Raw genomic sequence first — 24,619 nt, 5'->3', positions numbered from 1 at the left:
CTCTTCCTGATTCCGGGGATGGAAACTGCTTTGATTGGGATATTTGTTATGGCGATCCTGATGTTTTTGTTGGTCACGGTTGTTGTCGATATCGATCCTTTTCCGGAGCCTGCTACCGGCTAAATACGCCAGATTGGTTTGCGTTATAACAAGAACAGGAAATAAGAGGTGCCTGAATCAATGAAAACTGTCGCTGATGTGAATGCGATTCAAATGAGAGGCTGGCCGCAGGTTGAGCTTGAGTTTGTAAGACAGGCCTCAGACGATGAGGCGTTGCAGTGGCTTGAAGATATGAATGGCCTGCTGGCCAGAAAACAGCCCTTTGTCATGCTTATTCATGCGCGGCCTAACAGCCAGTTTTCCCCTGAAGCCAGAAAAGCTCTGGGACTCTGGTTTAAGGAGCAGAGAGCGAACCTTGGCCAGTATTGCCTTGGTGTCGCACGTCTGGTTGACAATGTTGAACAGGGGCAGAGAGTCGTCGGTGAAAAAATGCAGGCGGCTATGCCATTTCCCATGATGGCCGTGACCAGCGTACACGCTGCAAATCACTGGCTAAGGCAGCAGTTAAACTGATGCCGCTGCCACGGGTAGTTAATTTTCGTGCAGAAAGTACATAATGTTGTTTTTGGTAATGCAAATCATTATCATTCCTGTCCTCAAACTCTAACAACATAAAGCAGTACACGGAAATGTATACATTCACTACAAGACAATTGTCTTATTGGGGGAGTGCATCCGGAAGCAATACTCCGAAATCCCCACCCATTCTTGATAGTCTTGATCTGTCTATACGTTCCGGCTTAATCACGGGAATTATTGGACCTAATGGTTCTGGAAAAAGTACCCTTCTGAAGATGTTGTCAGGCCAGACACTCCCCGGGCAGGGGGAGCTGCATATTTTGGGCGAGCCGTCTCCATCATGGAACCGTCGTGATTTGGCCCGCGAGCTGGCCATGCTGCCACAGTCCTCACCTGTTCCGGCCGGTATCACCGTTAAAGAGCTGGTGGGCTGTGGGCGCTACCCCTGGGTAGGCGCCTTTGGCCGTATGGCCTCTCGTGATTATGCTGCAGTGGATGAGGCGATTGAGCGTACCGGGCTGGAACATCTTGCTGATCGTCAGGTAGCGCATTTATCGGGTGGGGAAAGGCAGCGGACATGGCTGGCTGTTGCTCTGGCTCAGGACACCAAAGTTTTGCTGCTGGATGAGCCGACATCCTGGCTGGATATCACTCATCAACTCAATCTGGTTAACACCGTTCAGACGCTGAACCGTGACAAAGGTGTCACCGTTTTATGGGTGCTCCATGATTTAAACCAGGCCGCGCAGTTCAGTGATGAGTTGATTGTGCTGAAAGAGGGAAGGCTTTGTAAGCATGGTCGTGCTGAACAAGTGGTTAATGAAACCCTGCTCCGCGATGTGTTCAACGTCTCTGCGGAACAGGCGCATGTACCAGGCCGCAGCGAAACCGTTTGGGTTCCTCTGATTGAATCTGCTCAGGCGACCAAGGCTGCTGTTTAATGAATCGTATCTTCCTTTATCCGGCGGGCCTCATCCTGAGCCTGGTTTCGCTATGGGTTCCAGCCAGCCCGCAAAAGTATGTGCACGACTATGGACATGTCACTCTGGACGCAGCTCCTCAACGTATCGCAGCTTTGAACTGGACGCAGGCTGAGTTCCTTCTTTCTCTTGGTGTGACTCCGGTGGGTGTCACCACGCTGAAAGGTTATCGTCACTGGCAATCCAACAACCCACCGATGCCTGAAGGTGTTGTTGAATTAGGGCATCGTGCCGAGCCCAGCCTTGAAGCGCTGTGGCAATTGCAACCTGATCTGATTCTTGGATACAACTGGCGGCATGGACGGCTCTATGACCGTCTGCAGGCTATCGCCCCGACTGCGCTGTATACCCAATACCCGAGCCAGGGTGATCCCCGCAATTACCTTACGCGTATGGAAGACAATTTCTGGCGCGTCGCTCAGCTGCTGGATCGAACGACGCTGGCAGAGCAGCACATCAAGGAGCTGGAACAAACACTGGCAGCCTGTCGACAGCGTATTAAGGATGCAGGCCTGTCCGGCTCCCGGGTGATGGTCGGGAAGTTTGTCGGAATGGGGCTGGGTCTTCGCACCTATGGGGAAGGTTCTTTGGCGGGAGCCATCCTTGAGGCCTTGTCATTGGAAAATGCCTGGGTCAAAACGCTTCCGGGGCGTGACTTTTCCCATATTGATTTAACACAGCTACCGCTGGTTGGCGATGCCAGTCTGATGTTGATCGGTGAGGTGCAGGGTGAAGCCCGTACTATGACGACATCGGCTGTCTGGAACAGTTTGCCCGCGGTCAAGGAAGAAAGGGTTTACCGCACTCCGAACCTGTGGGGCTTCGGGGGACCTGTGTCTGCCAAGCGAATGGCTGAAGAGTTTACCCGTCAGCTAACAGGAGATGCCGGATGATTCGCCAACAGTCCTGGTCACCGGTGACCGGTATGGTTCTGGCCTGCCTGGTAGTGGCCAGTATTATTATTTCTCTCAAAAGCAGCAGCGTTGTTGTGGACTTGTCGGCGTTATGGATAGGGGCGAGCGACAACTGGCAGCACTTGTTGCTTACAACCATTCTGGTCCCCCGAACACTTATGGCGCTCGTGTGCGGAGCAGCATTGGGGATTGCCGGGGTTCTGATCCAGCAGGCTACACGGAATAATTTTGCCAGCCCTGCGACACTGGGCGTCAATGCCGGGGCGCTGTTGGCCACCGTTGTGGGTATGGTCGTGGTTCCGGAGTTAATGGCAAAAGCCCCCATTCTTGTCGCGTTCGCTGGCGCTATGGCAACGACTTTGCTGGTTCTCAAACTGTCCCGGATGATCAGTGATTCACCGGTCAATCTGGTGCTTGTGGGCATGGCCATGACCCTGGCGCTGGGTTCAGTGAGCGCCGGTCTGATGATGTTCTGGGAAAACAGTCTGGAAGGGCTTTATACCTGGGGGGCAGGGAACCTTGCCCAGCATAACTACGAAGGTGTGAATCGGGCCTGGCCGGTACTCGCTGTGCTGATGATCATAAGCTGGGGGCTGGGGCGCTCCCTGGATATGGTTGAGCTGGGTGAAACAACCGCTTCAGGTCTGGGTATTAACGTCAAAGTTATTGTGAATGGATCACTGGTTGTCGCATTAATTTTGTCGTCTATGGTGGTCAGTGAAGTGGGGATGATCAGCTTTATCGGTCTGGTCGCTCCTCCGCTTACCCGGTTTTTGGGCTTTCGCAGTACCCGCTGGCTGATTCCCGCGGCAGCCGTTACCGGTGCTCTGCTTTTACTGTGGGCGGATATTATGGCTCGCTGGCTCTCTGGCGAGAACTACAGCCTGCCAGCAGGGGCTATGACGACCCTGATTGGTGCTCCTTTTATGATCACCATGCTGGCCCTTAACCGACAGAATAATGGGCGACTGCCCAGCAGCTCGGAAACGGGAATTCATAGCCTGATCAAACCCCGCCCCCTGCTGGTGATTCTTAGTCTGCTATTCATCACCGCCGTGGTCAGCTATTTCGCTCTGGGAGGCGAGGGATTCAGGGCATTGCTGGATCTGCGTGCACCCCGTCTTCTGGTGGCGGCTTGTGCTGGCATTATTTTAGGGGTTGCAGGATTGCTTCTGCAGACGCTGTTAAAGAACCCCCTGGCCAGTCCGGATGTTTCTGGTCTTACGACTACCGGTGTCTTATTTGCGGTTATGGGGGTGATTTTGATACCGGGGCTAAGTGATACCGGCTTGATTGCTCTGACATTGTTAGGGAGCGGCTGCGCCCTGGCGCTGTTATTACTGATTGGGCGACTGACTAATTTCCAACCACAGTTCTTTGCCCTGACCGGACTCTGTGTATCCGCTTTGGCAGGGACCTTGATCAATATCGTTCTGGTTCTGGGCAGTAACCAGTCGACGGAAGTTCTGGTGTGGCTCAGCGGTTCGACCTATCACAGCAGCTATCCGTCGGCGCTTCTTCTCGGAGCGGGAGCTCTGGTGTTAGTGATGATCTCCGGGTTGCTCTGGCGCAAGCTGGATATTATTCCTCTTGGCAGTCACTGGTCAGGCGCACTGGGCGTCAATTCGGTTCTAGTTATGGTTGTCCTGCTCGGGGGCATTGCTGTGGCCTGTTCCCTGACGGTTTCCGTTGTGGGGGGCATTTCCTTTGTTGGCCTTATGGCACCCCATATTTGTCGTTTACTTGGTTTGACCAGTCATCGTCATCTGATCCCGGCTTCTGCGCTGATGGGAATGGCACTCCTTATCGGGGGAGATTACGTTTCCCGAACGTTAATGTTCCCGTTTGAGCTGCCGGCCGGATTGGTTGTGTCCTGCATTGGGGGTATCTACTTCATCTTATTGCTGATCAGTGGCCGATATTTGCGCCGTTAGTAAGACAGAAGCAGGAAATCAATCAGCCCCTGCAGGAAGCGGGGGAAATAAAAACAGGGACTTTGAATTATAACAAGCCTTGCATTGCTAATAACACACACAAAGCTATTGGAGATTCTCCATGAAAGGACCACAACGAACAGCGCCCACTCGACTGGCACTGGCAATCGGGCTGACTATTACGGGTTCTGCATTATCATCCTCCCTGTTGGCAGATATTACCCAACTGGACAAAGTGGTGGTGACCGCCACCAGAACCGCTGCCAATCTGTCATCTATTTCCGGCACAGTACAGGTGATTGAAGGCCAGCAGATTGCTGCCCAGGCCTCTTCGGGAGAAAAACTCTCTGATATTCTGGAAAAACTGGTACCCGGGATGGGGCCGAGCACCCAGACTGTTACCGACCGTACCCAGAGTATTCGTGGCCGCAAGGTGCTGGTTTTGATTGACGGTATTTCCCAACAGGATAACCGTCAGATCAGCCGACAGATGAATACCATTCGTCCGGAGAATATTGCCCGGGTGGAAGTGGTATCTGGTGCCAGTGCGATTTATGGTGGTGGAGCGACCGGCGGTATCATTAATATCATTACCAAAAAACCAGAGCAGGGCCGTTTGCAGTTTACCTCCGAGGCGGGGTTGAAAATCTCATCCAGCGAATTGAATGCTTACACTCTCCACCAGAGCATCAGCGGTCGTGAAGGGGGTCTGGATTTTCTTTTGAGTGGCACCTTTGAGCAGCGGGACAGCATTTTTGATGCCGATGGTCATCGGGTGGGGCCGGACCCTTCCCAGGTCAGCCGCAGTGATACGGAGACCAAAGATGTGCTCGCCAGGCTGGGTTTTGATATCAATGAATCTCAGCGGATCGAAGCCTCAGCCCAGATCTTCCGTGATGAGATGGACACTGATTACGGACCAAACTATGGCGATAACCTGTCTAATCTGGCCGATAAGACCACCCCCATCAGTGAGCCGATCAAAGGCTTGAAGCTGAGCAGCCAGCCATACACTGATCGCGACAGTCTGTCATTCCGGTTTATTGATGAAGATGTATTTGGCAGCCGTCTGGAAGCCCAGGCTTATTACCGTACGCGGGAAGCGCGTTTCTACCCTTATGCCTATGATTTCCGGGCGAGCCTTGATGCTGCACTGCGTATGCCCGGTGCCAACCTGTTGGTTGATGATGATGTGGTTGTCAATCAGTCGACGTCTAAGTCGGAGGTCTACGGAGTCAAGCTGGTTTTGGATACCGAGGTGAATGATAACCTGCGGTTGTCTTATGGTGTTGATTACGATGTCGACAAGGGCGAACAGACCGCGCAAAGTTTTGATGATGAGGTGTTTGTTGCCAGCAATGGTCTGGATCTGCAGCCGGTTGGTGAAACATACGACTATGGTCCGGATGTGACCGCCAAAACCCTCGGTCTCTTTATCCAGGGATCCTATGAAATTCAGGACAACCTGACCTTCAATGCCGGCTTCCGCCATGAGCGTGCCAGCCTAGATATCAGTGACTATAACCCGATTGCTGAAACCTGGTTTTTGCCGATTTACACTCAGGCCGTATTTGCACCGCTTTTGGGGGGCAGACCGCTACCGGATATCAGAACACCTTTGCAGGGCGACACCAAAAAGTACACTGCTAATCTGGCCAATGGTGGACTGGTGTATCGGTTGGATGACAATCAGGAAGTCTTTGCCAACTACTCGGAAGGGTTTGAGGTGCCCGATGCTGCCCGTATTCTCAGGAATGCCTATTCAGAGAGCAGTATTCTGGCGGCATTACCTGCCGCGTTTGTACCGGGCGCAACAGCGACTGACGTAAACGATGCCAATCTTGATGCCATCAAGATCAAGAGCTACGAGCTGGGCTGGCGTGGTCACTTTGAGAATTTTGAGTCGAACGTGACGGCTTTCTACAATGAATCCGATAAAACCATAGACTTTAATGCCGACTTCAGTGTTGATCTGCTGGATCAGAAAAAGAAAGTGTACGGTATAGAAGCAGTCGGTGAATTCTATCTGAACGATAACTGGAGCCTTGGCGGCAGCTATGCCTTTACGGAAGGGCGCAGTTACTATGCCGATATCGGCAAGTGGCTTGATCTTCAGGCGGCGGATGTTTCACCGGAGAAAATCACTGCCCATGTGTCCTATGAGCAGGATGGTCTGGATATTCGTCTGCAAGCGACAACCTTTGCCGATTACGATAAAGGTCGGAAAACCAGTCGTGGTCAGGTTGTCGCTGTTGAAGTTGACGGTTATACCACGGTTGATTTGATGGCCGCTGTCGAGCTGCCGGTTGGTGTATTAAGTGCCGGGATCAGCAATCTTCTCAATGAAGACTATGAAACCGTTTACAGCCAGTGGGCACGCCAGACCTATGATGGTTTGAGTGCACACAAAGCTGAAGGCCGGGCTTATACGCTCTCTTATCGTATCGATTATTGAGTAGTGGTGCTTTAAACCTGCAATATCTATAGGTAGTGGCATATCTGCTACTTTTTGGCAAAACCCTGCTTAAGTAGGGTTTTGTCGTCTAGGGATGCAGTCAATCCAGCTTCAATGAAAACTACTTTATAAATGTGTGCTTAAACGTATAAGCTCCCAGCTCTTTCCTGAATATTGCCTGCTGTTCAGCATCACATCCTATCAACGTAATCTCTGCCAGAATGCCGTGTTTGGGATCCTGTTTCATCGCAACTTTTATGGAATTATCTGGCAAGTTGTGAGTTGCCAGTGTGAGAATACAGCGTTCTATCTCTTGCATTTCCAGTTGCGGTTTAAAGACTTTTCCAACGGCGGTCAGGGGAAGCTCTTCCACCATGTGGATCTCTTTCGGAATTGCTGCTTTCTCAGGGGTTTCTTTTGCGGCAAAGGTGAGTAGTTCCTCTACGTTGATTGTGGTGGCATCACTGATCTGGACATAGCAGACCGGCACTTCACCCGCGTGGGCATCAGGCTTACCAACGGCTGCGGCCATATTGACAGCAGGATGTCGGCATAGAGATTCTTCGATCAGCTTGGGCTCTATATTATGGCCGCCACGGACGATCAGTTCTTTCTTCCGGCCCGTTAGCCAGAAGTAACCATCGGCATCCTGCCGGGCCAGATCGCCGGTATTGAGCCAGGTGTCGCCATGCTCGTCTGTCATCCACAGGTCCTTGTTTTGGTGCTCGAGTTGATAGCCCAGCGAGATATTCGGTCCCTTGATGGCCAGCACACCGATCTCATCAGTCTCACAGATACGAACAATGCGATCTGCATCAACCACCGCGCAGACCATATCCTGGTAGGGGAGTCGCACGCCAATGGAGCCAATTTTTTGCTGGCCATGAAAGAGGTTGATACTGCTTACGCAGGTGCCTTCAGTCAGGCCATAACCTTCAAGAATCTTGATTCCTGTTCTCTCCTGAAAACTGCGGAACAGCTCCACCGGCATCGGTGCCGCGCCACAGATACCGACTTCCAGAGAGGAGAGGTCACGACCTTCTATAGGGATATTCATAAGCGCTGAGTAAACGGTTGGTACGGCACTGAAGGCTGAGACGCGAAAGTATTCGACGATCTCCCAGAACCGGCTTATCACTCCTTCGCCACGATAACCCTGCGGGGTAGCGATCACGATTGATGCACCGATCATAAACGGCAGCAGTCCGGTAGCTAGTGCGCCATTCACGTGAAACAGCGGCAGGCCGCCAAGAATGACTTTGTTGGCATTGAGAATGTCAGCGTTCAACATTTGTAGGGAGCGGGCATTGGCCAGCTCATTACGGTGGGTGCGTCGGGCAATTTTGGGGAGGCCGGTGGTGCCACCGGTGCAGAACAGGGAAGAGATGGTGTTCTGGGTATAGTCCCGATCAAACATCAGATCATTGCCATTCTCTTTGGTAATCGCCTGAGTGAAGTTGTAATACTGCTTTCCGGCAGGCAGGGTGATCTTCTTGCGCTGTGAGGACTGGATCAGTCTGGCTGCCATGCCCTTGGCACCGTTCACATAATGGGCGATATCCACACCGATCACATGCTGGACAGATGGAAGCTCTGGCAGGATGACATCCAGCTTGGGCCAAAGGTCAAGCCTGCTCATTGGATTCATGGTTATGACGGCCTTGGCATCGACGGAGGCGATCAATTCCCGGATCTGACCGGGTTCCAGCAGCGGGTTAATCGCCAAAATCTGGCAGCGGGCTTCGCCACCCCAGAGGACATAATGGGTCTCTGGCATATTGGGCAGGATAAAGGCGACAACATCATCACATTGCAGGCCTAGGCGATGAAAGAAGTTTGCGGTTTGGGTGATCTTCTGGAGAAGACTTTGATAGTCAATTGTGTGAACTGAGCGGTAGTCGTTGCCATTCAGAAAAAAGGAAAGAGCAGTTTTCTCTGGTCGAAGATGGGCACTGGTTCTGATCGCTTCGTAGGTGCTCTCGAACTGACACAGGCTCTCGAACGGACGCTCTTTCTCCAACCTTTCAAGGTCTTCCCGTGTTTGAATGGCTTGCAGGCTCATACTGTTTCCCCCGAATTGAATAGGCTGATGCGAACGTTTATGACGTGGCAATGGGCTGATGGTCTATGGCAGGCTGGTCCCAGCGTCTGAACAGGGCAACAGATGGCAATGCTACGATGTACATCGTCAGTGAGTAGATGGCCGCAGGTAGAGCCAGTTCAGGAAGCCCTGTTGAACCGGTGATCACCACGCACAGGGTGATAGCCATAGGTGCGTTCTGAATGCTGGCTTCGATAGCCAGTGTTTTTGATTCAATACGGGAAAAGCCGGTTATCCGTCCTGTCAGCAGACCTATAACAATCATGGAAACAGGCAGAAACACTAAGCCGGGGCCTATCTCGGCCATGTTATCGGCCAGTGTTTCTCGGGCTGAGAGGAAGGCGCCAATGACGATAAGGGTCCATAAGACGACGGCGGTACGCTCCAGTGCTTTCTCAATACGCCGCGCAAACGTGGTTTGAAAGTGTCGTATCAGCACTCCCAGCATCACTGGCGTTGTCGTGATCAGAAAGGTGACCAGGGCAATATCCAACAAGGAGAAGTCACTGATCTCGTTACTGAGATAGCGCGCCATGGTCAAGGTCACCAGAAACGGCACAGTTAAAAACGCGAGAATGCTGGTAACTGCGGTTAAGGTTACGGACAGCGCAACATCGCCTTTGGCCAGTTTGCAGATGATATTGCTGGATACACCGCCTGGGCAGAATGCGAGAATCATCAAACCGGCGGCGTAAAGCGGTGAGAAAGAGAATAAATAGATCGTCAGGAGAGCGAGCAACGGCAGGAACAGGACTTGGGCACACAATGCGATTGTGACAATGCGTTTTCGCTCAATCACCCGACGAAAGTCTTTCACTTCGAGGCCTATACCCAAAGACAACATAATTATGCTTTGGGCGATTAACAGCGCGATATTGACCAGTGATTCCATGAATGGCATCTCTTTTGGAATTATTGTTCTGTGAGATCAGTGACATTGATCTGAATGGCAAATCGATATAGGAGCAATATGCCAAGTAGCTGCAGGGCGGGATAATGAAATAATTTTTGTAGGGGAGTGAAATTGTTTCATTGACTCGCTAATGACGATCCACGTTGCTGTTGTTGAATCGGGAAAGTGGATAGTATGCCTTTAGGGTAAGGGGGAAGTGGAGGGTAAGTGTGGCATGATCGATATTTCCGATATTCATATGATCCGGGTCGTCACTGAATTGGGCAGCATTAATAAAGCCGCAGATGCCCTGAATATGTCGCAGCCCACCTTAAGTAAAAAAATAAGTAGGCTGGAACAGAAGATCGGCATTGAGTTCTTTAACCGGGACAGTGCCGGGATGGTCGCAACTCCGGCTGCAGAATTTCTGATTCGGGAAGGCAACGATCTTAAACAACAGCTACAGGCTATTGAGCACCGCTTAACGCTGATGTCGGATATGATTGGAGGGACTGTTCGGGTGGGTGTCGGGCCGATCATTGAGCAGCATATGCTTCCCAAGGTGCTGCTGGACTTTGCCGATCGTGATTACCCGTTCAAAATTTCCGTGACGACCATGGCGGGGGATGTCCTTCTCAAGCAGCTTATGAAAGGACAGATTGATCTCGCAGTGGGGCCGTTTATGGATGAAGATGTTCCCGATGGCATTGATGCGCCGCTGAAAACTGCGGATAAGCTGGTGGTTGTCGTACGTAAGGAACACGCACTGGCCAAACTGGATTCTGCCACCGTGGATGATCTCGCCCGCTTTAAGATCATTACTCCCAATATTCCGAAAAGCCTGGGCTCCCGGGTTATTGAATACATCGGTACCGGCTTTCAGCCAACGATTACCTGTGAAAACTACACTATGGCGAAAACCATTGTGAACCATTCTGATTATGTCACCGTGGGGCCAGAACATATGTTTCACAATGAGTTTGCGTCAGGCGAGCTGGTCAAGCTCGAGCTGCCTTATCAGATCGAATGGCATAGCTTGTGTCTGGTGAAACCGGAAAATCTGCTAATGCCAGTGATCAAAGAGGTTGTTGATCTGTTTGGCCAATATATGGAGCCGACCCGGCCATTATAAGACCGAGTCGTAATGTCTTAGGATCAGGTTCGCACCCGCTTAACCGTCTGGCCACGTTTCCAGAACCGGTAGAGTACGGCAAAGGCCGACAGGGCGCCGTAGACTTTGGTTTTCGGAGGCAGCCCTTCGCTGACTCTGCGGATTTGATCGGTGTACCAGCTGATTTCCATAATCGCCATCTCATCAATCTTCTTGATGCCGGTTGAGATAGGGACGACGGCAGACTGGTAGTTTTTACCTTGCAGGATCGTGTTGGCCAGCTGAGGATCCACAGCAAAGGGACGGGCCAGCCCAACGATATCGACTGCACCGGATGTCACTGCCTGCTCCATAGCCTGCTGGCTGCGGAACCCTCCTGTCACCATAATGGGCGCAGAAATATTGTTCTTCAGTTGCTCCGCGAAGTCGAGGAAGTAGGCCTCCCGCTTACGGGTACTCTCTTTTTGCTCACCTCGGCGATTGACCGGGTTTTCCCAGCTCCCGCCAGACACTTCAATCATATCAATACCGAGCGCATCCAGTCGTTTACAGACTTCAATGGATTCTTCATGGGTAAAGCCGCCTTTCTGGAAATCTGACGAGTTCAGCTTGATACCGATGGCAAAATCATTGCCGACTTCTGCACGAATAGATTGATACAGCGTGGTGACAAAACGCATGCGGTTTTCGAGGGTTCCCCCCCACTGGTCGGTGCGCTGGTTATGGTTGGGCGACAGGAACTGGCTGATCAGATAACCATGAGCTCCGTGGAGCTGAACGCCATCAAAGCCTGCTTCTTTCAGGATCAGTGCGGTATTGGTGAACCGGCGGATAATGTCGTTAATCTCCTCCTCGGTCAGCTCCCGCGGAGGATGAAACATATTACTGGCCAGAGGAATCGGAGAAGGGGCAACAGGAGCATCGTTCAGGAACTTGGGAGACTGTTTACCCGGGTGATTCAGTTGTGCCCAGATTTGTCCGCCATGGGATTTTGCGGCCCGGGCCCAGAGTGCCAGCAGCCGAATATCGTTCCGGTCTTCCACCGCCACAGCCAGAGGTTCATTGGCGTGACGCTTATCGACCATCACATTGCCGGTCACCAGCAGGCCGGCACCGCCTTCCGCCCAGGTCTTATAAAGCACTTCAAACTGTCGGACCACACCACCTTTGCCTGTCGCAATGGCTTCATTCATGGCGGATTTGCAAAGCCGGTTCTTAATAACGGAACCTGAGCGCAGGATTAATGGTTGGGAAAGGGGTGAAGGGTGAGACATGATTGTTCTTCCACCATAGAGAGTAAATACAGGGCCATTATTGGGGATGGGAAAAACAAGAGGGTAGTGAAGTTCTTTTACCTGCCTACCGAACAATACGAATGACGGACTGATGCGCTGTCATCCTATTTTGTCTTAGTTATGCCTGTAATTTTCAGGGGGAGGGAATTTTTTTCACTGCCTTCTCCGCCGGGAATCTCTATAAGATGGTGCAGGAAATAAAAATTTTGGAGGGGGGATGAAGGTTATACGGGTGATGTGCTCTATTCAGGAGGGCGCTATCGGCAAAACCAATATCAAGCGGCTTGAGGCCACTATTCCGAAGATCTACCACAAACACTTCGGCGCTGGTTACAAGCTGGTGTTTATGTGGCTGACCATCCCTTACGGTCAGGCCTGGCTGGCCGGAAAGCGTTCGACCGCGTCCAGTATTCAGCTTCCGGTTGAGGATGGGCTGCCTTCGGATCGCCGCCATCCCTTTATGGCAGAGGTGTGTGCCCATTGGCAGGAGATTACCGGATGCAACAAAGATGAAATCATTCTTGCCTCCACTGACTTTTCTCACTATGAGGAATTTCAGCAGGTAATGCTGCAGAGATTTCCGGCCAATAAACAGAAAGTCGTTATGCTCAAGATGCTGATGGGCTTCGGTAAAGGCTGGTTGAAAAAAGGCTATTTGAACAACAGCATCACTCTCTAGGAGCTCGAACATGCCTCTCTATACGGTAACAACCCGAAAAAGCCTGCCAGACCAGAAGCGGGAAGAATTGGCCAATCTGATTATGAACGTCCATTGTGGTTTAACCGGTGCGCCGGAAACCTTCGTTAATGTGATGTATTGGGAGAACGCGCCCTTGAATAGCGGCATTGCTATCAATGTACTGGGCACTGTACGAAAAGGCCGCACGCCCGATATGAACCAGACCTTGCAGAATGAGATGGCCGCCAAAATTTCCGACCTGTTGTTGCTCTCCGCTGGGGAAATTGAAATGTCCCTGTTTGAGATGCCGGCGCAGTGGATTATGGAAGGGGGCGAGGTTCTGCCTGAACCCGGCGAAGAAGCCTTCTGCGAATGGCTGCAGAAAGGGCATGCGGAATAGGCTCAACTGAACCGTACAGCGTGTGCACCTTAGGCATTGAGCTGATCCAACCGGACTTTGATGGCATCGATCCAGTGTTGATCCATCATTTTTGCTTCAAAGGTTTTCAGTATTTCTCCAAGAACCCGGGTACTGCGCTGATTATGAATAAAGACCAGCGCTTCCTCATCTTTGCCTTCAAGGAGCAGGCTTCTGAGTTGGTAGAGCTGGGGATTCTCAAGGCGGGTGATGGTGTGCTCAGGTACCCAGCCTTTGTATTTCTTGCCCTCGGTTAAGCGGCTGTCATCAATGACCAGTTCCAGCTCTTCTATCTGATTGAGCAGAGTGTGGATTTTTGTATTGGTGGTCAGGATTTTGATCTTTTCGCTGATTTCGGCTCTCTGCCCAGCGCGTTTATCTTGATTCTCGCTGATACCTAAATTTTCAGAGGCAAATTCATCCTCTAGGTGTGTTCGCATCTCAAGAAGGGCCTGGATCTTTTCGGCATTATCCGGCTCGGCTTTAACCAGACGATGCAGCTTGGTCATAAGGTTGCTTATTTTCTCCTCAGCATCATCTTCGCTGGTAAAGCGGGTGAGCAACACTTCGTTTCCGTAGGCCTCCATTTTTTCTGTTGCTTCTTCTATTGCTTCCTGGATAAGAGACGCCGATTCATTGTCGCTTGCTTGCTGCAGGCGCTGGCACAGAGATTCCCCGGACATGGTCTTACGAGATTCGCAGGCGCGGGAGACCTGCTCATTGCTGAGTTCGGTAAATAGCAGCTCTACCAGAGCGTCCTTGTTATTGGCTTTGGCTAAAGACAGGGCATCGTCCAGAAGTCGCTGGTCACGGGCTTCCCTATTTTCGATCGTTTTAACTTGGGGAGGTGTTATTCGGTCTGTAAAGCCGACCCGCTTTTTGGGTTGAGAGGCTTTGGTTTCTGGATCCTGCTGGATGGCTCTGTCTTTTAACTTTATCGCTGGTTTTGGGGGCTGGCTTTTGTCGGACAGAGTTTGTGGCGTGGTGTGGTAGCTCACCTTGCCCATTTTCGGGTGTTCTCCAGATGAATCCTTAAGGTCTGGGAGGTTTTCGGGCTTGATGAAGCTTTCTGGGCTGGTGGGTTTGTTGATCTTGCTCATTGGCTATCCCTGCGGTGGCTTTGTTAAGGATAGCGTGTTGCTGATAAAGCCTTGAGGAAGGCTGGCAGGAAAAATCGCAATCATATCCATGATGTTGATTGTTGCCGTGGCGGGAGAAATTTATTTGGCAGAGGCATTCATAGTAATCAGAACAGTTGGATTTTGACGGGCAAATCAAAATTGTCTGCGTTTTTGGAATGGTAACTTATTGCTCATTCCGAAAGGGCAGCCCCATCAGCAGCTGCCTTTATTCGCGAGGTGTGTCGTTCTTCAGAGCATCCTCCTGAGGCAACGCGGTTTATTCAATCGTTGTAGAGATCATGACTATGAAATTCACGCATGAGCTGCAAAAAGCGGCAGATACTCTGGTTAAAGAGATCATGGGCGCTAAACCCGGTGAGAGTGTGGTGATTACCTGCGATACCGGCTCGGATATGGACGTTATTGATGCAACCGCGCGAGCGGCCTATTCCTGCGGTGCCAAGCCGGTGATTATTCAAACCACTATGACCAAAGGCAATGGCAAGGCCGCCGATGAAGAGCTGCCTCTGGAACCGCTGATTGGGGCACTGTCGGCCGCTGATATCTGGATCGAAATGAACACCAGCTGGCTGTTCTATTCTACCGCCTATGAGAAATCCACCCTTGCCAATAAGAACATGCGTTATATCAATCTGGTGGAAACCCCGGCTGATGCGATGATCCGGATGGTGGGCGGTTTTGATGTGCAAAAGCTGACTCCGTTTATGAAAGAGATTGCCCATCTTACAAATTCTGGTAAAGAAGTTCGTATTACTACACCGAATGGCACCAATGTTTCTTTCAATATCGAGCCGCGTCATCTTATGTGCTGCGATAGCGGCGATGCGACGGTTCCCGGCATTCATATGATGCCTGGCCAGATTAATTTCGTGCCCAACTGGGAAACCATCAACGGTACTATCACTTTTGATGGAACCCTGACGCCTCCACTGGGGGCTTTGGAGGCTCCTATCCATCTAACTGTAGAGAAAGGTGTAATCAAACAAGTGACCGGTACCAGCAAGCAGGCTTCCGAGTTCAGGGACTGGCTGGGCAGCTTCGATGATCCGAATATGTTCCGCATGGCTCACGTCTGTTATGGCCTGAATCCGGGTGCCAAGCTGTGCGGTAATATTGTTGAAGACGAGCGGGTTTGGGGATGTACCGAGTGGGGTATTGGTTATGTTCACCCGCTGGATGCCCCTCCCCATGGTATTGATGCCAAATCCCATTGTGATGGAATTTGCCTGAATTCTTCAGTCTGGGTCGATGGCGTGCAGGTACTTGATACCGGCAAAGTTGTGCATCCAAAATTAAAAGAGATGCTGAATTAATAGCGGTTAATTTCAACTATTTCTTAAAGGCTGTCATAACCTGACAGCCTTTTTTGTTTTTTGTGGACAGTTAATTACCAAAGATTATGCGGTCTGTATTGATATAAACCGCACAGAATAATGCCCAGCCTCGTTAGAATGCTTGTATCTCATTAATGAGGGGCGGTTATCAACCGCGCACTGGATAATGACTGATGATACCAAGAATCAAAATAACAGTTATTGCCTCAAACCTGTTCCGGAGACGGAATGGGTGAGTGGCTGGAAGGTGGCCCAGGTAGTGTTCGGGATTGGCATCACTCTTCCGGTTTTCTGGCTAGGGGCTAATACCACACTCAGTCTGGGCCTTCCCACCGCACTTCTGCTTTTCTTTATTGTGAATTCCCTGTTTGGTTGTCTGACCGTACTCACCGCACTTGTTGGCAGTCGTACTCATTTGAGTACTTACATGATTTTAAAATTTTCCTTTGGCCGTATTGGCTCACGACTGATCAATCTGATTATGGCGGTAACCTTTCTGGGCTTTTACGCTGCGACAGTGTCCATTTTTGGGGAAACAGTGGCTATCGCGTTTCAGGACATTTTCGACATTAATACGCCGATCTGGCTGCATATGATCTGGGGCAGTGTGCTGATGACAGTCACATCTATCTACGGCTTCCGGGCGATGGATCGCCTTTCCCTGATCGCGGTTCCGCTGTTGTTGCTGTTTATGATTCTGGTTATTGGGCTCGCACTGTCTCAGGCGGGCGAAACGGTACTGGCTTATCAGCCTCAGGGTGGTTCGATCAGTGAAATGGCATCAGCTCTGATCGGGATGATGATATTAACCGTGGTGATGATGCCGGATTTCTCCCGTTTTGCGCGCTCTGACCGGGGAGCAGTGCAGTCTATTGCAGGTCTGGTAGTCGGTTTTCCCGTGGTACTAATTGCTGGTGGAATCCCTGCTATTGTGATCGGGCAGCTGGAAGTGATGGATGTGATGGTTGCACTGGGACTTTCCGTGCCGGCTGTGTTTGTGTTGGTGTTTTCCACTTGGACGACCAATACCGCAAATATCTATTCAACCGCTTTAACTGTGCGTACCGTGTTTACTGGGCTGTCGACAACCGCCGTTCATATAATTTGCAGCACTTTGGCGACGGTGCTTGCACTGAAGGGTTTTATCACCCTGTTTTTGGATTTTATTATTCTGCTCAGTATTGTATTGCCGCCGGTGGCCAGTATTTATGTTCTGGATTTTTTCCTGATCCGAAAGCAAAACTATAAGGTGGAATTGATACCTGAGCTTCCTAACTTTGGCTGGCCGGCGATCATCGCCTGGGGGAGTTCCGTTGTGGTGAGCTTTCTGACCCTTGAAGGTGTTTTTACTTTGACGTCTTTGCCGATTGTTGATGGATTGCTGGTGTCGTTGATTGGTTATTATATTCTGGTGCGTAAAGGGGGAGAGCGATCACGTGCCAGGACGTTGATGACAGATTAAAAAATCCCGCCATTGTGAAGTGATCCCATAAAGTTGGACACTTCACAATGGCGGGATTTTTGTGGATTATCAGAATACCTTGAGTGTGTAGTCCAGTAGTATGCGCAGGCCATCGTGGCTGTAATAGCCTCCACCATCACGAATCCAGGTGGTATTGAGCCAAAGACCCTGAACTGGCCCATCAAACACTTCATAGGTGAAGCCGGAAGCTGTTTCGTAGGCTCGACTGCTGCTGATCGGCAATGTGGCCCCCGGGGTTGGCGTATCTTTATCTGCTCCCCAGCCGTAGATACCGTTAAAGAATAAGGTCCAGCGCGGTAATCCATAGCTGATTAGATTGTAGTCCCCACCAATAACGACACTGGTCATATCTTTTTGGTTGAAGTCGTTCCAAAGGCCTACAGTTCTCACGGTAGCGGCAAAGATATCATCCGTGAAATAGGTATCAAAGGGGCGGTCACCTGCAAAGCTGATACCCAAATAGCTGTTCAGGCTGGAATGGCTGTAGGCCACTTCACCATACACCAGCTTCGCATCATGGTTTGGGTCACTGTAGTCTCTGCCGGCATCCTGAGTCAGGTAGCTGGCAGTCAGGACGATATGACTCTCCTGCTGTGAGAAACCATATTGCATTTCGTATTTGGTTTTCTCCAGATAATCGTTTTGCTCTGCATAATCGACAGCCAGAGACAGACCGCCTTCCCAGGCGTTACCCCAGCGCAGTCCTGTAGCATCTAGCTCACCATCACGCCCACCGCCTTGAAGACGGTTCATTCCGGCTACTTTATAGTGACTATGTCCGGTAAAGCGGGCGATATAGCCTGATAAGCGGCCCCAGTAGCCATTAAGTAAGGCTCCTTCAAAGGTGGTGGGCATGGCGGCAAAGGTGTCCCCATAAAAGAAGGGCAGCCAGTCCACTTTCATCCGGCCAAGACGACCGTGTATGCCCGCTGTTTCAGAAAAGTTGTGTTGGAACTTGAGGTTGGCCACCCCGATTTTGCTGGTGTCATCAACGTCATTGGTCTTATAAAAAATACCAAAATTTTCGGGGTTGCCGGTGTTGAGCAGGGCCTTCTGACCATAAACGCCCAGATCAAAGCCGAGAGTACCCCACAGCCAGCCTGACTGAAAATCACCATAAAGTGCCAGAGCAGACTCTTTCCGGTGATAGTCATCGCTGTAGAAACCACTGATTGGTGTGCGCCCATCGCGATAGCCTTCCCGGTAGTAAGAGGCCGAACGGGCGGTCAAGGTGAAGCTGGAATCATCGATAAAACTTTGGCCGGTGTTAAAGGTCAACCCTGTTTCTCTCTGGGCTTCGCCATACCAGACATTGGCAGAGACAAAGCCTGTACTCAGGGCAAGAGCTATGGCCAGAGCAAGCTGGTGGTGTGGGTGATATTTTGTGTTGTACATGGATGTTGTCTTATGCGTGTTGTTTTAGGTGCTGCAGGGAAGCCACCAGATCGGGTCACTGATGGCCTGGATTCAAAGTGGTTAACCGGCCAGGCGAGCCAGCGAAGCTGTTAACAACTGCCAGAACGGATCAACACTGGCGATATTGATACGTTCTCTGGGGGTATGTGGGTTTTCTATATCTGGGCCCAGTGAAATCATATCCAAACCGGTTTTTTGCTCGCCCAGGATCCCGCACTCCAGAGCCGCATGGATTACCTTAATCTCTGGCTGGTGCTGGTGAATGCGCTCATATTCATGGGTAACAATGGCGAGAACGGCCGAGTCGGGGGAAGGTTGCCAGCCAGGAAAGAGACCCACCTTTTGCACGGTGGCACCGATATTGGTAAACAGGCCACACAGATTATCAGCAAGATCGAGGGTGGCGCTGTCGATCAGGCTGCGAACAAAGCAGTTCACAGTTATTTTGCCCTGTTCGATATTAGCGACGCCAAGATTGCTGGAGCTTTCAACGACACCTGAAAAGTGGTCACTGTACCGCTTAACACCGTGGTGACAGCTGTGCAGTGCATTGAGCCAGTTCTGCAAATCCTGAGGGCTGATGATGTCGTTGGGCTGAGGGGCAGATTGAAGCGTTAGCGCTAGTTCGGGCTCCACTGTCTGGTATTCATTTTTGATCTGCTGGGTAAAGGTGTCGATGCTGTGCTGAACATGTGCGACCTTTTCCAGGGGAAAGCCGATTATGGAGATGGCTTGTCGGGGGATGGCGTTATCCGCGCTGCCACCATGAAAGCTGTTTAGATGCAGGTTATGATGGGTCAGGCTTTTTAGCAGCCGAGCCAGAAGTTGAATGGCATTGCCCTGCTGCAGATGAATATCGCAGCCGGAATGCCCGCCCCGCAAGCCTGAAAGCTTCAGTTGGAACCACTGCAGATGATCCGGCGGTGATTGACGTTCATAGCAGTGGTGAACATCGACGTTAACCCCACCGGCACAGCCAATATAGAGAGACTGTAACTCTTCGGTATCGAGGTTAATTAGCACGTTACCGCTCAGTAGACTGCCATCCAGACCCTCTGCACCGGCCATGGTGGTCTCTTCTTCCACAGTAAACAGTGCTTCCAGCGGGCCGTGAATTAATGTTTGGCTGGAAAGAATAGCCAGGCTGGCTGCCACGCCAATACCATTATCCGCTCCCAGCGTGGTTTGATCGGCGAAGAGCCAGCCGTTATCAATATGCAGGGTGAGTGGATCGGTCATGAAATTATGAAGGCTGCTTTCCTCCATTTCCGTCACCATATCCAGATGACTTTGCAAAATCACCGGTTGTGCCTGTTCATAGCCCGGTGTGGCGGGTTTATAGACGATAAGGTTACCGGTGTTGTCTATTGTGTAATCCAGCTGAAGTTGCTCTGCAAATGTCTGGATAAACTCCCGGATAGCCTGTTCCTGGCCAGATGGGCGAGGAATCCGGCTGATCGCTAAAAAGTAGTACCAGACTTCAGCCGCAGCAGTATTTGATAATAAGGTTGTAATATCCAAGGAGTGTCGCCTGTGTGGGATGGACAGTAAAAAAATGGTACGGGCTCACTACGGAATAAAAATGAGAAAAAGACGAGGAAAAACAAAGAATATTATTAATTTGCCCCCCAACTCGGAATGAAAGTCAGCGCCTTAAAAATAGAATGTGCTCAACCATTGGATCTGCCTCAATCTCTTACCTTGTTAAGAAACTGCGAATGATTTTTTAGCAGTGTGGGTGTCGTTCGGGGAATTGAAGCAGACGTTTCGTGACTACTTTGTGCTGAGACATCTATAGGTGGCTTTATGGCTGAAGCAAAAGCAAAATCCAAATCGTTTTCATTTCCCACCGCATATACGGTGCTGTTTGTACTTTCATTAATTATGGTATCGCTGACCTGGGTTATTAATTCCGGTATGTACAGCAAAATCCGGTTTGATTCGATCACCTCCCAGTTTCATGTGACGCATCCGGATCAGAGTGTAGAGGTTTACCCAGGCTCTCAGGGAAGTCTGGATGAATTAAACGTGAAGTTAAATGTCTCCAGCTTTACCAATGGCGAGATTACAACCGATATCGGTATTCCCGGTACTTACACCGTGGTTGAGTCCAACCCTCAGCAATTGATGGCTGCTCTGGAAGCACCGATTGAGGGCATGTACTCGGCGATTGATGTGGTGTTCTTTGTATTGGTAATTGGTGGATTTCTAGGCGTTGTCAATGCCAGCAATACTCTGAATGCCGGTATACAGACTCTGGCCCGTAATATGGTGGGGCGGGAGAAGTGGTTGATTATTGTGGTGACTTCTCTGGTCTCGCTGGGGGGAACGACCTTTGGTATGTATGAAGAGACCTTCGCGTTTTACCCAATATTGATTCCAATCTTTGTGGCGGCCGGTTATGACTCTCTGACCGGGATGGCGGCGATATTTATCGGTTCCTTTATTGGCTGCACTTTTTCAACCATCAACCCGTTCAGCACTATTATTGCCTCGAGTGCGGCCGGTATTAACTGGGCCGATGGGATTGTCTTCCGCTCGTTGCTACTGGTGGTGAGTACTGCGCTGGGTATTACCTATCTTTTGCGGTATGCCGAGAAGGTGAAGGCCGACCCCTCTCTTTCAATTGTTGCTGATCGGATGGACAGCTTCCGTCAGAAGATGATGGGACAGCAGACCGGTGGTGCGGAGCTGGTACTGAGTGGTCGTCAGAAGGCGGTATTGGGTGTGTTTGCCGCGACTTTCGGGGTGATGGTGTATGGTGTGATTACTCAGGGCTGGTGGTTCAAGGAGATGACCACGTTATTCCTTGGCGCCAGTATCGTAGTGGCGATCGTTTCCCGTATCGATGAAAAGACCTATGTGACCGAGCTGGTGAAGGGGGCCAATGATCTGCTGGGCGTTGCCATGATCATTGCGATTGCGAAAGGCATCGGAGTCATCATGAACGAAGGCATGATCGGTGACACTATTTTGTTTGCCGGTAGCGAGCTGGTGGCCGGAATGAACAAGGGTGTGTTTGTGCTCACCATGATGGGGCTGTTTGCCGGTATCTATTTGCTGGTGCCTTCTTCCTCAGGTATGGCATTGGTGGCTATGCCGATTATGGCTCCACTGGCGGATTCTGTGGGTATTCCCCGTGAACATATCGTGAATGCTTTTATGTACGGCATTGGTCTGATGTGTGCGATTACGCCTACTGGGCTGACTCTGCCAGCTCTGGCGATGGCTGATGTACCTTACGACCGCTGGCTGAAGTTCATTATGCCCCTGCTGCTGGTATTGATCGCTATCACCTGTGTATCCATGCTGGTCTATCTCTACGCTTTCTAAATAAAACAAAGATCCTGTCTTCTATTCCGGGGAGTAGTCCCCGGATTTAACGGAAATATCAAAAATGAATCCTACACAGGAAAGTGCTGTGACCGGGGACGTTGTGCCCAAAATCCGTAAAAGAACCAAAGAGCCCTTCGTTCTTCTAGGCGGGCTAATACTGTTTTTTGGCTATGTGGGCAGTGTGATGGGTGTGACCAATATGTTTAACACCATCTTTGCTACTGCCCATGATTTGCTGATGAATACTGTTCTGTACATTATGGGCATTACGGTATTGGCGGGTGCTTTCAGCAGGCTACTGGTGGAATTTGGGTTGATCGGGGTTATGGAGAAACTTCTGCGTCCCCTTATGCGGCCAGTATTTAATCTGCCAGGTCGGGCATCCATTGCCGGTTTGATGACGTTTTTTTCGGACAATCCTGCCATTATCGGATTGGCGCACGATAAACGGTTTAGTCACAGTTTTAAAAGCTACGAGCTGATTTCACTGACAAACTTTGGTACTGCATTCGGTATGGGGCTGATTGTGATTACCTTTATGGCCACACTGGATCTTGGAACCGGCAGCAGCAACTTCTTACCTGCACTTATCGGTTTTGCAGGAGCGATTGCAGGAGCGGTGGTTTCTACACGGCTAATGCAGCGGTTTATCCGACCTTACTTTGATAGTGTACGGGAAGGTCTAGAGGCTGCAGAGGATGAAGGAAGGAGAGAGGTAGGTCATATCGATGAAGTCTCTCAACAGTCGGCAGGATTACGTTTGTTAAATGCCATGCTGGATGGAGGGAAGTCTGGTGTAGAACTGGGACTGGCCATTATTCCAGGGGTTCTGATAATCAGTTCTGTTGTGATGATCCTGACATTTGGTGCGCCGAGCACCGGATACACCGGTTCTGCCTACGAAGGTGTGGCGTTACTCCCTTGGGTGGCCGGGCACTTTTCCTGGTTGTTTTATGGCCTGTTTGGGTTTGAAGCGGCAGAGCTGGTGGCGTTTCCGGTGACATCGTTGGGGGCTGTAGGCGCGGCTATGTCAACAGTGCAGGCTTTTATTGTGAAGGGGATTATTGGTGGGAATGAGATTGCTGTATTCACTGCAATGGGAATGTGTTGGAGTGGGTATTTAAGCACTCATACCGCAATGCTCGATACCTTGGGGCATCGTAGCCTGACGTCTAAGGCTTTGTTGGCACATACTGTGGGTGGCGTAGTGGCCGGAGTGACCGCTCGATATCTCTATCTGGCAGTAAATCTTTTAATGTAATAATAAGTGATGACTCGCCCTGCCAAATGAAACTGGCAGGGTGGGATAGGGAAACAGGAGTTTAGATAGTTGACTCTTTCCACTGTAGGTTCTCCAGTGGATAGCCGGTAAACCATTTGGTTCTATTGAGGACAATATGCGAAGTCACCTTGCCAATAATCGGGTTATGGCTGACAAGTTCATCACACAGTGCATCAAGCCGTTTGATATCACTGCAAACAGCCAGGGCTACATAATCAATCTCGCCATTGACCCGCATACAGTCAACCACTTCGCTCACCTTATTAAGGTTTCGCTCCATTAATATACGTTCATTGTGCTGATGAATATTTAAGCGAATATGAAGATAAGCGAGGATATTATGGCAAATGGCATCAATATTTGTGACGGAGACATGCTGTTGGATCACGCCCGCTTCTTCAAGTGTTTTCACACGCTGCAGACAAGCACTTGGTGAAAGATTGACCTGCTCGGCCAGTTCTATATTGCTGATGCGTGCATTGATTTGCAGAATTCTAAGGATTGCCCGGTTAATTCTATCGAGTTTGACTTTTTTCATGTGCTGTAAAATGCCAGATAGTAAAAACTGTTTAATTATTCGGCTGTTTTTTGAGCAGGGCGTCAAGTTGAGGTTTTGGAATTAATAACAGCCATCGAGCGATGGAGAGTACAATAGGGTAGGTGGAGGAAGTACTGATTTAAAGCAGCAAAACCTTGAGGTATTGGGGGAGAAGAGTATGTATCTGAGGAGGAGTGTCAGAATAAAAATTGAATGGGTTTAAAAGATTGGAGTAGGGGGAGTTGGTGAATACTCAATTATTGGTCATGTTTCAAACAGATTGACACCACATTCTTGAAATAAACTCTCCGATGACCTTGTAGTGAATTTCCTCGGGACGTGAAAAGCAGACCGTTTTACGATTAAAGCGCTTTATGCGAGTGCGAAGCGTCAGATTTGTTCTTTCAATACTCTGGGTGAGCTTCTTGCTGACTATATGATTTTCCTCCAGCAACTCGGTCCCGTAGGGCTTCCAGTCATCGGTGCAGAAAAACTTGAACGTGAACGGCTTCAGTAATGTCAGAAGTTTTTTCAGTTGTAGTAATTCAGACCTGATCTGACAGTTACCGATTTTCAAGAGGGTGTCTGTCAGGTCAAATTCAATCGATGAATTTTTCCATCCAGATCTCTTTGCCAGCTATCAGCGTTTCCATTGGCGTGCGCCCACAGCACATCTTGCCCTGATGGGTGCGACGAGTATTGTAGTAATCCAACCAGTCGTCCAGATCCC

General features: G+C 50.3%; 19 protein-coding genes and 2 pseudogenes. 12 read left to right on the top strand and 9 right to left on the bottom strand.

Features of this window, described 5'->3' with window-relative positions:
• Window positions 1-180 precede the first annotated feature (180 nt).
• The 5 genes from EHSB41UT_RS23770 to EHSB41UT_RS23750 all read left to right on the top strand — a co-directional run bounded on the left by EHSB41UT_RS23770 (window position 181) and on the right by EHSB41UT_RS23750 (window position 6,862).
• The gene (locus tag EHSB41UT_RS23770) at window positions 181-573 is read left to right on the top strand and encodes a hypothetical protein (protein WP_087113368.1); all 393 of its coding nucleotides are present in this window, start codon (window positions 181-183) and stop codon (window positions 571-573) included.
• Window positions 574-689: 116 nt separating this feature from the next.
• The gene (locus EHSB41UT_RS23765; protein ID WP_087113367.1) at window positions 690-1,520 is read left to right on the top strand and encodes an ABC transporter ATP-binding protein; all 831 of its coding nucleotides are present in this window, start codon (window positions 690-692) and stop codon (window positions 1,518-1,520) included.
• Window positions 1,520-2,452 (top strand): iron-siderophore ABC transporter substrate-binding protein, encoded by a 933-nt coding sequence (locus tag EHSB41UT_RS23760; RefSeq protein WP_087113366.1) that lies wholly within the window; start codon window positions 1,520-1,522, stop codon window positions 2,450-2,452. The genes EHSB41UT_RS23765 and EHSB41UT_RS23760 overlap by 1 nt, the downstream gene beginning before the upstream one ends.
• Window positions 2,449-4,407, top strand: coding sequence for an iron ABC transporter permease (locus tag EHSB41UT_RS23755; protein ID WP_087113365.1), 1,959 nt, complete (start codon window positions 2,449-2,451; stop codon window positions 4,405-4,407). The genes EHSB41UT_RS23760 and EHSB41UT_RS23755 overlap by 4 nt, the downstream gene beginning before the upstream one ends.
• Window positions 4,408-4,528: 121 nt before the next feature.
• On the top strand, window positions 4,529-6,862 hold the full coding sequence (locus EHSB41UT_RS23750; protein WP_087113364.1) for a TonB-dependent receptor: 2,334 nt from the start codon (window positions 4,529-4,531) through the stop codon (window positions 6,860-6,862).
• Between the two features lie 121 nt (window positions 6,863-6,983).
• Here the strand turns inward: EHSB41UT_RS23750 and EHSB41UT_RS23745 are convergent, their stop codons facing one another.
• Together EHSB41UT_RS23745 and EHSB41UT_RS23740 are read right to left on the bottom strand one after the other, a co-directional pair.
• Complete coding sequence (locus tag EHSB41UT_RS23745; RefSeq protein WP_087113363.1) at window positions 6,984-8,924, bottom strand: acyl-CoA synthetase; 1,941 nt, start codon at window positions 8,922-8,924, stop codon at window positions 6,984-6,986.
• Between the two features lie 37 nt (window positions 8,925-8,961).
• The gene (locus EHSB41UT_RS23740; protein ID WP_165767393.1) at window positions 8,962-9,855 is read right to left on the bottom strand and encodes a bile acid:sodium symporter family protein; all 894 of its coding nucleotides are present in this window, start codon (window positions 9,853-9,855) and stop codon (window positions 8,962-8,964) included.
• 235 nt (window positions 9,856-10,090) lie between these two features.
• On the opposite strand from EHSB41UT_RS23740, the gene EHSB41UT_RS23735 reads away from it, so the two are divergent.
• Complete coding sequence (locus EHSB41UT_RS23735; RefSeq protein WP_087113361.1) at window positions 10,091-10,987, top strand: LysR family transcriptional regulator; 897 nt, start codon at window positions 10,091-10,093, stop codon at window positions 10,985-10,987.
• Window positions 10,988-11,010: 23 nt separating this feature from the next.
• Here EHSB41UT_RS23735 and EHSB41UT_RS23730 read toward each other — a convergent pair whose 3' ends face one another.
• Entirely contained in the window at window positions 11,011-12,240 is a 1,230-nt protein-coding gene (locus EHSB41UT_RS23730; RefSeq protein ID WP_087113360.1) for an NADH:flavin oxidoreductase/NADH oxidase family protein, read from the bottom strand.
• Between the two features lie 238 nt (window positions 12,241-12,478).
• Here EHSB41UT_RS23730 and EHSB41UT_RS23725 point away from each other — a divergent pair, with 238 nt between their 5' ends.
• Both EHSB41UT_RS23725 and EHSB41UT_RS23720 read left to right on the top strand, forming a co-directional pair.
• Window positions 12,479-12,940: a hypothetical protein gene (locus tag EHSB41UT_RS23725; RefSeq protein ID WP_087113359.1), complete on the top strand. Its 462-nt coding sequence runs from the start codon at window positions 12,479-12,481 to the stop codon at window positions 12,938-12,940.
• Window positions 12,941-12,950: 10 nt separating this feature from the next.
• Window positions 12,951-13,340 (top strand): hypothetical protein, encoded by a 390-nt coding sequence (locus tag EHSB41UT_RS23720; RefSeq protein ID WP_087113358.1) that lies wholly within the window; start codon window positions 12,951-12,953, stop codon window positions 13,338-13,340.
• 29 nt (window positions 13,341-13,369) lie between these two features.
• Here the strand turns inward: EHSB41UT_RS23720 and EHSB41UT_RS23715 are convergent, their stop codons facing one another.
• A complete protein-coding gene (locus EHSB41UT_RS23715) occupies window positions 13,370-14,458 on the bottom strand; it encodes a hypothetical protein (protein WP_087113357.1) in 1,089 nt (362 codons plus the stop codon).
• A gap of 326 nt (window positions 14,459-14,784) precedes the next feature.
• Between EHSB41UT_RS23715 and EHSB41UT_RS23710 the strand changes: the two genes are divergently transcribed.
• Window positions 14,785-15,813, top strand: coding sequence for an aminopeptidase (locus EHSB41UT_RS23710; protein WP_207626750.1), 1,029 nt, complete (start codon window positions 14,785-14,787; stop codon window positions 15,811-15,813).
• A gap of 187 nt (window positions 15,814-16,000) precedes the next feature.
• Window positions 16,001-17,296: a purine-cytosine permease family protein gene (locus EHSB41UT_RS23705; RefSeq protein WP_087113355.1), complete on the top strand. Its 1,296-nt coding sequence runs from the start codon at window positions 16,001-16,003 to the stop codon at window positions 17,294-17,296.
• A gap of 69 nt (window positions 17,297-17,365) precedes the next feature.
• Here the strand turns inward: EHSB41UT_RS23705 and EHSB41UT_RS23700 are convergent, their stop codons facing one another.
• Both EHSB41UT_RS23700 and EHSB41UT_RS23695 read right to left on the bottom strand, forming a co-directional pair.
• Window positions 17,366-18,712, bottom strand: a complete 1,347-nt coding sequence (locus tag EHSB41UT_RS23700) for an OprD family outer membrane porin (protein WP_087113354.1) — start codon at window positions 18,710-18,712, stop codon at window positions 17,366-17,368.
• Between the two features lie 81 nt (window positions 18,713-18,793).
• Window positions 18,794-20,254, bottom strand: coding sequence for an aminoacyl-histidine dipeptidase (locus EHSB41UT_RS23695; protein WP_165767392.1), 1,461 nt, complete (start codon window positions 20,252-20,254; stop codon window positions 18,794-18,796).
• A gap of 285 nt (window positions 20,255-20,539) precedes the next feature.
• Here EHSB41UT_RS23695 and EHSB41UT_RS23690 point away from each other — a divergent pair, with 285 nt between their 5' ends.
• Together EHSB41UT_RS23690 and EHSB41UT_RS23685 are read left to right on the top strand one after the other, a co-directional pair.
• A complete protein-coding gene (locus EHSB41UT_RS23690) occupies window positions 20,540-22,066 on the top strand; it encodes a YfcC family protein (protein ID WP_087113352.1) in 1,527 nt (508 codons plus the stop codon).
• Between the two features lie 64 nt (window positions 22,067-22,130).
• On the top strand, window positions 22,131-23,330 hold the full coding sequence (locus EHSB41UT_RS23685; RefSeq protein WP_087113351.1) for a nucleoside recognition domain-containing protein: 1,200 nt from the start codon (window positions 22,131-22,133) through the stop codon (window positions 23,328-23,330).
• Between the two features lie 61 nt (window positions 23,331-23,391).
• Here the strand turns inward: EHSB41UT_RS23685 and EHSB41UT_RS23680 are convergent, their stop codons facing one another.
• The 3 genes and pseudogenes from EHSB41UT_RS23680 to EHSB41UT_RS24390 all read right to left on the bottom strand — a co-directional run.
• Window positions 23,392-23,889 carry an Lrp/AsnC family transcriptional regulator gene (locus EHSB41UT_RS23680; RefSeq protein ID WP_087113350.1) on the bottom strand — a complete coding sequence of 166 codons (498 nt, stop codon included), beginning with the start codon at window positions 23,887-23,889 and terminating at the stop codon, window positions 23,392-23,394.
• A gap of 271 nt (window positions 23,890-24,160) precedes the next feature.
• A pseudogene (locus EHSB41UT_RS23675) lies at window positions 24,161-24,424 on the bottom strand (IS1 family transposase); the annotation flags it as partial.
• Window positions 24,425-24,488: 64 nt separating this feature from the next.
• Window positions 24,489-24,619: pseudogene (locus tag EHSB41UT_RS24390) on the bottom strand (IS481 family transposase); the annotation flags it as partial.

This window comes from Parendozoicomonas haliclonae (assembly GCF_900174585.1).
Taxonomy (GTDB): domain Bacteria; phylum Pseudomonadota; class Gammaproteobacteria; order Pseudomonadales; family Endozoicomonadaceae; genus Sansalvadorimonas; species Sansalvadorimonas haliclonae.
Note: the sequence above shows the minus strand (reverse complement) of the source record. Positions and strands in the feature narration are given on the sequence as shown.

Excerpts from the sequence above, each read along its gene's own strand:
- EHSB41UT_RS23770 (WP_087113368.1), top strand. The coding sequence starts at position 181 with ATGAAAACTGTCGCTGATGTGAATGCGATTCAAATGAGAGGCTGGCCG.
- EHSB41UT_RS23765 (WP_087113367.1), top strand. The coding sequence starts at position 690 with ATGTATACATTCACTACAAGACAATTGTCTTATTGGGGGAGTGCATCC.
- EHSB41UT_RS23760 (WP_087113366.1), top strand. The coding sequence starts at position 1,520 with ATGAATCGTATCTTCCTTTATCCGGCGGGCCTCATCCTGAGCCTGGTT.
- EHSB41UT_RS23755 (WP_087113365.1), top strand. The coding sequence starts at position 2,449 with ATGATTCGCCAACAGTCCTGGTCACCGGTGACCGGTATGGTTCTGGCC.
- EHSB41UT_RS23750 (WP_087113364.1), top strand. The coding sequence starts at position 4,529 with ATGAAAGGACCACAACGAACAGCGCCCACTCGACTGGCACTGGCAATC.
- EHSB41UT_RS23745 (WP_087113363.1), bottom strand. The coding sequence starts at position 8,924 with ATGAGCCTGCAAGCCATTCAAACACGGGAAGACCTTGAAAGGTTGGAG.
- EHSB41UT_RS23740 (WP_165767393.1), bottom strand. The coding sequence starts at position 9,855 with ATGGAATCACTGGTCAATATCGCGCTGTTAATCGCCCAAAGCATAATT.
- EHSB41UT_RS23735 (WP_087113361.1), top strand. The coding sequence starts at position 10,091 with ATGATCGATATTTCCGATATTCATATGATCCGGGTCGTCACTGAATTG.
- EHSB41UT_RS23730 (WP_087113360.1), bottom strand. The coding sequence starts at position 12,240 with ATGTCTCACCCTTCACCCCTTTCCCAACCATTAATCCTGCGCTCAGGT.
- EHSB41UT_RS23725 (WP_087113359.1), top strand. The coding sequence starts at position 12,479 with ATGAAGGTTATACGGGTGATGTGCTCTATTCAGGAGGGCGCTATCGGC.
- EHSB41UT_RS23720 (WP_087113358.1), top strand. The coding sequence starts at position 12,951 with ATGCCTCTCTATACGGTAACAACCCGAAAAAGCCTGCCAGACCAGAAG.
- EHSB41UT_RS23715 (WP_087113357.1), bottom strand. The coding sequence starts at position 14,458 with ATGAGCAAGATCAACAAACCCACCAGCCCAGAAAGCTTCATCAAGCCC.
- EHSB41UT_RS23710 (WP_207626750.1), top strand. The coding sequence starts at position 14,785 with ATGAAATTCACGCATGAGCTGCAAAAAGCGGCAGATACTCTGGTTAAA.
- EHSB41UT_RS23705 (WP_087113355.1), top strand. The coding sequence starts at position 16,001 with ATGACTGATGATACCAAGAATCAAAATAACAGTTATTGCCTCAAACCT.
- EHSB41UT_RS23700 (WP_087113354.1), bottom strand. The coding sequence starts at position 18,712 with ATGTACAACACAAAATATCACCCACACCACCAGCTTGCTCTGGCCATA.
- EHSB41UT_RS23690 (WP_087113352.1), top strand. The coding sequence starts at position 20,540 with ATGGCTGAAGCAAAAGCAAAATCCAAATCGTTTTCATTTCCCACCGCA.
- EHSB41UT_RS23685 (WP_087113351.1), top strand. The coding sequence starts at position 22,131 with ATGAATCCTACACAGGAAAGTGCTGTGACCGGGGACGTTGTGCCCAAA.
- EHSB41UT_RS23680 (WP_087113350.1), bottom strand. The coding sequence starts at position 23,889 with ATGAAAAAAGTCAAACTCGATAGAATTAACCGGGCAATCCTTAGAATT.